The 1077-nt window shown below is 68.0% G+C and carries 1 protein-coding gene; it reads right to left on the minus strand.

Annotated features, from left to right (window positions below; genetic code table 11):
* The coding region (locus ACIRJR_RS37115) for a dihydropteroate synthase (protein ID WP_403789205.1) at positions 1 to 1077 on the minus strand (1077 nt) is incomplete at both ends.

Genomic DNA, 1077 nt, shown 5'->3' on the forward strand with positions numbered 1-1077 from the left:
CTTCATGACCTCGGCGGACTGGAGCACGAACGGCAGCTGCATCTGGCCGGAGCCGAAGAGTTCGCCGACGACCTTCATGCCCTCCAGGAGGGTGTCGTTGACGATGTCGAGTGCGGGACGGGTCTGCAGGGCCTCGTCGAGGTCTGCCTCCAGGCCCTTCTTCTCGCCGTCGATGATCCGGCGCTGGAGGCGCTCGTCCAGCGGCAGGGCGAGGAGTTCCTCGGCCTTGCCCTCCTTCATCGACTTCATGTTGACGCCCTCGAAGAGCTCCATGAGCTTCTGCAGGGGGTCGTAGCCCTCGGCGCGGCGGTCGTAGATCAGGTCGTGGGCGGCCTTGACCTGCTCCTCGTCCAGCCGGGCGATCGGAAGGATCTTCGAGGCGTGCACGATCGCGGAGTCCAGCCCCGCCTTCACACACTCGTCGAGGAAGACGGAGTTCAGCACCACGCGGGCGGCCGGGTTCAGGCCGAAGGAGATGTTGGAGAGGCCCAGCGTGGTCTGGACGTCGGGGTGGCGGCGCTTCAGCTCGCGGATCGCGCCGATGGTGGCGATCCCGTCCTTGCGGGACTCCTCCTGGCCCGTGCAGATGGTGAAGGTGAGGCAGTCGATGAGGATGTCCGACTCGTGGATGCCCCAGTTGGTGGTGAGGTCCTCGATGAGCCGCTCCGCGATCGCCACCTTGTGCTCGACGGTACGGGCCTGGCCCTCCTCGTCGATCGTCAGCGCGATCAGCGCGGCACCGTGCTCGGCGGCCAGCTGCGTCACCTTCGCGAAGCGGGACTCCGGGCCGTCGCCGTCCTCGTAGTTCACCGAGTTCAGGACCGCCCGCCCGCCGAGCTTCTCCAGCCCCGCCCGCAGCACCGGCAGCTCGGTGGAGTCCAGCACGATCGGCAGAGTCGAGGCCGTGGCGAACCGGCCCGCCAGCTCCTGCATGTCGGCGACACCGTCGCGGCCGACGTAGTCGACACAGAGGTCGAGCAGGTGCGCGCCCTCACGGATCTGGTCGCGGGCCATCTCCACACAGTCGTCCCAGCGGGCCTCCAGCATGGCCTCGCGGAACTTCTTGGACCCGTTGGC

It is taken from the genome of Streptomyces sp. NPDC102402, from assembly GCF_044765765.1.
GTDB lineage: Bacteria > Actinomycetota > Actinomycetes > Streptomycetales > Streptomycetaceae > Streptomyces.